The organism is Lentzea sp. NPDC060358 (genome assembly GCF_042725365.1).
GTDB lineage: Bacteria > Actinomycetota > Actinomycetes > Mycobacteriales > Pseudonocardiaceae > Lentzea.
Genome location: NZ_JBHXCW010000301.1, coordinates 1 through 8,322, shown reverse-complemented (window position 1 = coordinate 8,322; position 8,322 = coordinate 1). Strand labels below are relative to the sequence as shown.

At 69.3% G+C, this 8,322-nt stretch carries 2 protein-coding genes; one reads left to right on the top strand and one right to left on the bottom strand.

Annotation, left to right across the window (positions count from 1 at the left end; all coding sequences use genetic code 11):
• Positions 1 to 251: hypothetical protein (locus ACFWGZ_RS36965; protein WP_382456242.1), on the bottom strand; the 251-nt coding region annotated here is incomplete at its 3' end.
• 543 nt (positions 252 to 794) lie between these two features.
• On the opposite strand from ACFWGZ_RS36965, the gene ACFWGZ_RS36960 reads away from it, so the two are divergent.
• Entirely contained in the window at positions 795 to 8,300 is a 7,506-nt protein-coding gene (locus tag ACFWGZ_RS36960; RefSeq protein WP_382456241.1) for an SdrD B-like domain-containing protein, read from the top strand.
• Positions 8,301 to 8,322: the final 22 nt, after the last annotated feature.

The window sequence follows — 8,322 nt, the reverse complement described above, 5'->3', positions numbered from 1 at the left end:
GCGGCGGGCTGCGTGGCCGCGTCCCTGATCTTCTGCACCTCGGCGGTGAGGTACTGCAGGTCGTTCGAGCCGGTGATCCGCCCGAACGCCTTGAGCAGGTACCGCGCCGACTCCTTCGCGCCGTCGCACGAGCTGGCGCTGTGCGTCACGGCCTCCTGCGAGGACTGCGCGAACGCGGCGGGCGCGAGCAGTCCGGCCGACAGGCCGACGCCGAGCGCGATGGTGGCGATGAGACGAGAAGTCGTGCGCATGTTCACTCCACTGAGAGTTTCCGGGTTTTCGGTGAGAACTTCCTGTGGGGAAGAAATTAGAGTTCTCCAGGTCCGGCCGAAATGACGCCAACGGGAAAATCCGAGTAGTGCAGGCTGTACCGGTGCCTCCTGCGCGCGCCCGCGCTGAGGCCGGTTGCGCGAACACGGTCACCGAACAGTCCGGGAGACCCTGCCACGAGAGGAATTCCCTCGTTGGAATGACGGATGCGGGGTCAAGTGCTCGACCTGGCGTCACCACCCGCTGCTCCGGCGTCGGGGTCGCCGAGGTCAGTAGCGGCGAAGTGGCAGGTGGGAGGCATGGAAAACGATAAACATGAAGCCTGGTTCGAATGTTCTTCGCGTCATTGCGGGACGTAGTCAAGATGCACCCTTTGGGGTTACAGCTCGCGCCCATCGCGAATGTCGTGGAGTCGCTACTCTCCCTTCTGATTGCTCGTCAAGGGTTTCCTCGCAGGTAGAGAGATGCCTCAAGAAGGGATGATGATGGCTCGCAAGCCTATCCGGGCTGGAGTCTCATTGGTGGTGACAACGGCCCTGGCGTTCGCCGGGGCCGTCGCGGTCCCGCTGGCCGCACCCGTCACCGCGGCCGCCGCCGAACCGGAATACGTGTTCAACAACGCTTGGACACTGGTGAACCCGGGCTCCGCCGGCACGACCGTCACCAACGAGAGCTTCCGCAACACAGCGACGAAGAAGGCCACGACAACGATCCCGCTCAGCACCGGAGCGGTGACGGTCACGGCCGACTACACCCCCGGTTCCGGACAGGTGGCGGGCTCCAACTACATCGCGAACAGCACCAACCACGGTACGAAGAACGCGACGCCCGCGATGTTCACGGGCGCGCCGACGCCGGCCTCCCTTCCCGGCCTCGGCCTGCTGAGCAACGCCTCGAACTGCAACGGCCCCCTCGGCTCGCCCGCGCACCAGAACTTCCAGGGGCTGTGCGGCTCGACGGGCCAGTTCACCCTGACGTTCTCGAGGCCCGTCACCGACCCGGTGATGGACATCAGCGGCCTCGGCGGTTTCGCCGAGGAGTACGAGAAGATCAACACCACCGAGTGGGCCCGCGGCTCGTTCGTCAACACCTACCTGGCCCTGCTCACCGACGGCGTCACGCTCGCCGACCCGTCGCCGGGCCGCACGAACCTGACGATCCAGCCCAAGCTGCTCACGGTGGCGAGCCCGAACGCCTACGCCACCTGCAACGAGAAGCCGGTGCGGTACGCCGGCACCAACCGGCAGACGCCGACGGTCGAGACGGCCGGTTGCGGCTCGGTGGTGCTGAAGGGCACCTTCTCCAGCGTCACCTTCCGCACCGACACCGACGTGCGCCCGATGTCGAGCTACCCGGCCAACCCCTACGGCACGGGTGCCCTCTACCGGGCTGACCGGGGCGACGGCTACGCGGACGGCATCAACGGTCTCAACACGGTCAACACCGAGACCGTCCTGACGCCGAACTCGCGCACCGACTCCGAGTCCTCGGACCACTACATCCTCTCGCTGCGCCTGCCGGAGCGGAACCAGCTCGGCGACTACGTCTGGTTCGACACCAACGGCAACGGCCAGCAGGACGTCGGTGAGCCGCCGGTCGCGAACGTGAGGGCCGAACTGCTCGACGCCAACGGCACGCCGGTCGACGGCGACGGCGACGGCGTGGTCGACTCGACGACGACGGACGCGAACGGCAAGTACCTGTTCACGGGCCTGGCCGACGGGTCGTACCGCGTGCGCTTCACGGCTCCGGCCAACCGCGTGTTCACGACCCCGCTCACGGGCGGCGCGGCCACCGACTCCGACGCGCAGGCGAACGGCGTGACGGCCGCGGTCACCCTCGGCCCGGGCAAGCGCACCGACCTCACGGTCGACGCCGGTCTGATCGTGCGGCCGACCAACTCCATCGGCGACTTCGTCTGGTCGGACACCAACGGCAACGGCGTGCAGGACGCGGGCGAACCCGGTCTGCCCGGCGTGACCGTCAGGCTGAGCACCGGCGCGACCACCACGACGGACGCGCAGGGCAGGTACCTCTTCCAGGGCCTCGCCGACGGCACCTACTCCGTCTGCTTCACGCCCCTGAGCGGGTACGCGTTCAGCCCGAGGGACGCGGGCGGTGACGACACGAAGGACTCCGACGCGGACCGCACGACCGGCTGCACGGCGACCACCACCGTGGGCCCCGGCAACCGCCAGGACCTCACGCTCGACGCCGGCATGGTGCCGCCCAGCAACAGGCTCGGCGACTACGTCTGGGTCGACACGAACCGCAACGGCGTGCAGGACGCCGGCGAACCGCCCGCCGCGGGCGTGACGGTGCGGCTCAACACCGGCGCGACCACGACGACGGACGCGCAGGGCAAGTACCTGTTCGACAAGCTGCCCGACGGCACGTACACGGTCTGCTTCGACGTGGCCGCCCTGCCGCAGCAGTACCAGGGCTACCTGCCGACGAGGCAGCTCGCGGGCGGCGACGCCACGAGGGACTCGAACATCGGCGTCGACGGCTGCTCGGCCCCCACGACGCTGGGCCCGAACAGGCGCGAGGACCTGACGATCGACGCGGGTCTGCGGCCGCCGAACAGGCTCGGCGACTACGTCTGGGCCGACACCAACAAGAACGGCCTGCAGGACGCCGGTGAGCCGGCCGTCGCGGGCGTGACGGTGCGGCTGAACACCGGCGCGACCACGACGACGGACGCCAACGGCAAGTACGAGTTCGGCGGCCTGCGCGACGGCACGTACACGGTCTGCTTCGACCTGGCCACGCTTCCCGGCCAGTACTCGGACTACCTGGCCACCACGGCGAACGCGGGTGACGACACCCGCGACTCGGACGCGGACCCGGCCACCGGGTGCGCCCCGCCGACGACGCTGAACGTCGACAGGCCGGAAGACCTGACGATCGACCTCGGCATCGTGTCGCCCGGCAACTCCATCGGCGACTTCGTCTGGAACGACCTGAACAAGAACGGTCTGCAGGACGCGGGCGAGCCCGGTGTCGGCGGTGTCGGGGTCACGCTGAGCAACGGCCAGACGACCACGACCGACGCGCAGGGCAAGTACCTGTTCACGGGCTTGGACGACGGCCGGTACACGGTCTGCTTCGACCTCTCGACGCTGCCGCTCGACCTGCGGGCCACCACGGCCAACGCCGGTGACGACACGCGGGACTCCGACGCCGACCCGTTGACGGGCTGCGCGTTCTCGGTCGAGGTCGGACCGGGCAACCGGCAGAACCTCGACGTCGACCTGGGCATCGTGGCGCCGCCGAACAAGCTCGGCGACTTCGTCTGGGCCGACGCCAACCGCAACGGCGTCCAGGACGCCGGTGAGCCGGGCGTTCCCGGTGTCACGGTCACGCTGAACACGGGTGCGACCACGACGACGGACGCCAACGGCAAGTACGAGTTCGCCGATCTGCCGGACGGCACGTACACGGTGTGCTTCGACGTCGCCTCCGTGCCCGGGCAGTACCAGGGCTGGTTGCCGACGCGCCAGGCTGCGGCCGGTGACGTCACGAAGGACTCGAACATCGGCGCCGACGGGTGTTCCGCTCCCACCACGCTGGGTCCGAACCAGCGCGAGGACCTGACGATCGACGCGGGTCTGCGGCCGCCGAACAGGCTCGGTGACTTCGTGTGGGTGGACACCAACAAGAACGGTGTCCAGGACGCGGGTGAGCCGGGTGTTCCCGGTGTCACGGTCACGCTGAACACGGGTGCGACCACGACGACGGACGCGAACGGCAAGTACGAGTTCGCCGGCCTGCCGGACGGCACGTACACCGTCTGCTTCGCCGTGAACCAGCTGCCGGGCCAGTACGCCGACTTCCAGGCGGTGGCCGCGAACGCGGGCGGTGACGACGCCAGGGACTCCGACGCGGACCCGGCCACGGGCTGCGCGGCCCCGACGACGCTGAACGTCGACAAGCCGGAGGACCTGACGATCGACCTGGGCATCGCGCCCCCGGTCAACCGCATCGGCGACTACGTCTGGAACGACCTGAACAAGAACGGTCTGCAGGACGCGGGCGAACCCGGCGTGGCAGGCGTGACGGTCAGGCTGAGCAACGGCCAGACCACCACGACCGACGACAACGGCAAGTACCTGTTCGAGGGAGTGGCCGACGGCACGTACACCGTCTGCTTCGACCTGACGACGCTGCCGTCGGACTTCCTGGCCACCACGGCGAACGCGGGTGACGACACCCTCGACTCGGACGCGGACCCGGTCACGGGCTGCGCGCCGCAGGTCGAGGTCGGCGCCGGCAAGCGCGAGAACCTGACGATCGACCTGGGTCTCGCGTCGCCGCCGAACAAGCTCGGCGACTTCGTCTGGGCCGACACCAACCGCAACGGCGTCCAGGACGCGGGCGAGCCCGGCATCCCCGGCGTGACGGTGAGGGTCGGCAACCTCAGCACGGTCACGGGCGCCAACGGCGAGTACGAGTTCACCGACCTGCCGGACGGCACCTACACGGTGTGCTTCGACGTGGCGAACCTGCCCGCGCAGTACCAGGGCTACCTGCCGACCAGGCAGACGGCCGGCGGCGACTCCGCCAAGGACTCGAACATCGGTTCCGACGGCTGCTCGGCTCCCACTTCGCTGGGCCCGAACAGGCGTGAGGACAAGACGATCGACGCGGGCCTGCGGCCGCCGAACAGGCTCGGCGACTTCGTGTGGGTCGACAGCAACCGCAACGGTCTGCAGGACGCGGGCGAGCCGGGCGTTCCCGGTGTCACGGTCACGCTGAACACGGGTGCGACCACGACGACGGACGCGAACGGCAAGTACGAGTTCGCCGGCCTGCCGGACGGCACGTACACGGTGTGCTTCGCCGTGAACCAGCTGCCCGGTCAGTACGCGGACTTCCAGGCGGTCGCACCGAACTCCGGTGACGACACGAGGGACTCGGACGCCGACCCGGCGACCGGGTGTGCCCCGCCGACGACGCTGAGCATCGACGAGCCGGAGGACCTGACGATCGACCTGGGCATCGCGCCCCCGGTCAACCGGATCGGCGACTTCGTCTGGTACGACCTGGACAAGAACGGTCTGCAGGACGCGGGCGAGCCCGGCGTCCCCGGCGTCACCGTCACGCTCAGTGACGGCATGACGACGAAGACCGACGACCAGGGCAGGTACCTGTTCGAGGGGATGGCGGACGGCGGCTACAGCGTCTGCTTCGACCTCACGACCCTGCCGGACGACCTCGAGGCCACGGTGGCCAACGCGGGTGACGACACCCTCGACTCCGACGCGAACCCGGCCACGGGGTGCACGGCGGAGGTCCAGGTCGGCCCCGGCGAGCGGGAGAACCTCGACCTCGACCTCGGCATCGTCGCGCCGCCGAACAGCCTGGGCGACTTCGTCTGGGCGGACACCAACCGCAACGGTGTCCAGGACGCGGGCGAACCGGGTGTCCCGGGCGTGCGGGTCACGCTCCGGGAGACCGGTGAGACCACGACCACGGACGCGAACGGCAAGTACACCTTCGCCGACCTCGCCGACGGCACCTACACGGTGTGCTTCGACGTGGCGAACCTGCCCGCGCAGTACCAGGGCTACCTGCCCACCCGCCAGACCGCCGGGGGAGACTCCACGAGGGACTCCAACATCGGTTCCGACGGCTGTTCGGCACCCACGTCGCTGGGCCCGAACAAGAGGCAGGACACGACGATCGACGCCGGCCTGAGGCCGCCGAACAAGCTCGGCGACTTCGTGTGGGCCGACTCGGACAAGGACGGTCTGCAGGACGCGGGCGAACCCGGCGTCGCAGGCGTGACGGTCACGCTGAACACCGGCGCGACCACCACCACGGACGCGAACGGCAAGTACGAGTTCACCGGATTGCCCGACGGCACCTACACGGTGTGCTTCGACCTGGGCGACCTGCCGGGCCAGTACGCCGACTTCCAGGCCGTGGCACCGAACGCGGGCGGTGACGACGCGAAGGACTCCGACGCCGACCCGGCGACCGGATGCGCGGCGCCGACCGTGCTCAACGTCGACAAGCCGGAGGACCTGACGATCGACCTGGGCATCGCGCCCCCGGTCAACCGCATCGGCGACTACGTCTGGAACGACCTGAACAAGAACGGTCTGCAGGACGCGGGCGAACCCGGCGTGGCAGGCGTGACGGTCAAGCTGAGCAACGGCCAGACCGTGAAGACGGACGCGAACGGCAAGTACCTGTTCGAGGGCATGCCCGACGGCGAGTACACCGTCTGCTTCGACGCCTCGACGCTGCCGACCGGTGTGCGTGACTACGAGTTCACGACCACCAGCGGTGCCGATCCCGCCCGCAACTCCGACGCGAACCCGGAGACGGGTTGTGCGCCGGCGGTCTCCGTCGGACCCGGCCAGCGCGAGAACCTCGACGTGGACGCGGGCCTCGTGCCGCCGCCGAACACGCTCGGCGACTTCGTGTGGGAGGACGTGAACCGCAACGGTGTCCAGGATCCGGGCGAGCCGGGTGTCCAGGGCGTGACGGTCACGCTCCAGGAGACCGGCGCGACCACGACCACGGACGCGAACGGCAAGTACGAGTTCGGCGATCTGCCCGACGGCACCTACACGGTGTGCTTCGACGTCGAGGACCTGCCCGCGAAGTACGCGGACTACCAGGTGACGGCGCCGAACAAGGGCGGTGACGACGCGAAGGACTCCGACGCGGACATCGCGACCGGGTGTGCGAACCCGGTGACGCTGAACATCGACAAGCGCGTGGACACGTCGGTGGACCTGGGCATCGCATCCCCGGTCAACCGGATCGGTGACTTCGTGTGGAACGACCTGAACAAGAACGGTCTGCAGGACGCCGGCGAACCCGGCGTGGCAGGCGTGGCGGTCAAGCTGAGCAACGGCCAGACCACCACGACCGACGCCGACGGCAAGTACCTCTTCCAGGACATGCCGGACGGCACGTACACCGTGTGCTTCGACGTGCAGAACCTGCCCGCGGCGGTGAAGGACTTCTCCCTCACCCAGAACCAGGCGGGCGACGACAGGGCGAAGGACTCGGATCCGGCGGTCGACTGCGCGCCCGCGGTCACCGTCGGGGTGCGCCAGCGCGAGGTCCTCACCGTCGACGCGGGCCTCGTGGCCCCGCCGAACAAGATCGGTGACTTCGTCTGGTCCGACACCAACCGCAACGGGATCCAGGACCCCGGTGAGCCCGGAGTCCCCGGCGTGACGGTGAACCTGGTTGACGACAAGGGCAACCCGGTGGGTCAGGTCAAGACCGACAAGGACGGGAAGTACCTCTTCGAGGGCGTCCCGGACGGCACCTACAAGGTGTGCTTCGACCTCACCACGCTGCCCGCCCAGTACGCGGGTTACCTCGCGGCCAGGGCGAAGCAGGGTGCGGACGGTGCCAAGGACTCGGACGCGGACCCCGCGACCGGGTGCAGCGACCCCGTCACCGTCGGAGTGGGCAAGCGGACGGACCTCGACGTGGACCTCGGCCTCGTGAAGCCGACGAACCGCCTGGGTGACTTCGTCTGGTCCGACGACAACGGCAACGGGATCCAGGACGCCGGCGAACCCGGCGTGCCGAACCTGCCGGTGTACCTGCAGGACGGCAACGGCAAGCCGGTCGCGCAGACCGTGACGGACAAGAACGGCAAGTACTTGTTCGACGGCCTGGAGGACGGTGAGTACAAGGTCTGCTTCAACGCCGACCCGAAGACCGGCCTCGTCGCGGGACGCCCGCTCACGAAGCAGGGCGCCGGTGACAACGCGATCGACTCCGACGCCGACCCGGCGACCGGCTGCACCCGAGTGGTGAAGCTGGGAGCGGGCAACCGCGTGGACCTGACCCTCGACGCCGGCCTGGCGCCGAAGGCAACCCCGCCCGGCCCGCAGCCGCCGAACCCGGCACCGCAGCCGCAGCCCCACCCGCAGCCCCCGCCCCCGCCGCTGGCGTGGACCGGTGCGTCGTTGTGGGGCCCGCTGGCCGGCGGCCTGGCCCTGCTGCTGGCGGGTGCGTTCCTGATGCTGGTGACGAGGCGCAGGGAGCAGTAAGCGCCTGAGAACGAGGTGAGGG